The sequence below is a fragment of the Acidisoma sp. S159 genome (assembly GCF_009766125.1).
GTDB lineage: Bacteria > Pseudomonadota > Alphaproteobacteria > Acetobacterales > Acetobacteraceae > Acidisoma.
The window spans coordinates 1-216 of the sequence record NZ_LMUG01000107.1 but is presented as its reverse complement, the minus strand read 5'-3'; the positions used below and the strand labels follow the sequence as shown (position 1 = coordinate 216).

At 60.6% G+C, this 216-nt stretch carries 1 protein-coding gene; it reads right to left on the bottom strand.

Features of this window, described 5'->3' with window-relative positions; all coding sequences use genetic code 11:
- On the bottom strand, positions 1-199 hold a 199-nt coding region (locus tag GSQ92_RS29775; RefSeq protein WP_408832792.1), incomplete at its 3' end, for an ABC transporter permease subunit.
- Positions 200-216: the final 17 nt, after the last annotated feature.

Here is a 216-nt window from a genome sequence, read left to right as displayed (position 1 = left end):
GTTCCACCGATACGCCCGAGAAACGCGTGGCGAGTTCATTGGCGCCAACGCTATAGACGCGGCGGCCGAAGCTAGTGCTGGACAACAACAGCCACAGCGCAATCGCTGCCACCAAAAGAATGGGCAGCTGCGTGGGCGCCAGCCCGTTTATGAAATAGGATTGGCCGATGGTGGTGAACCACGGCGGAAAGTCCGACACCGCGGCCGCATTGGAGA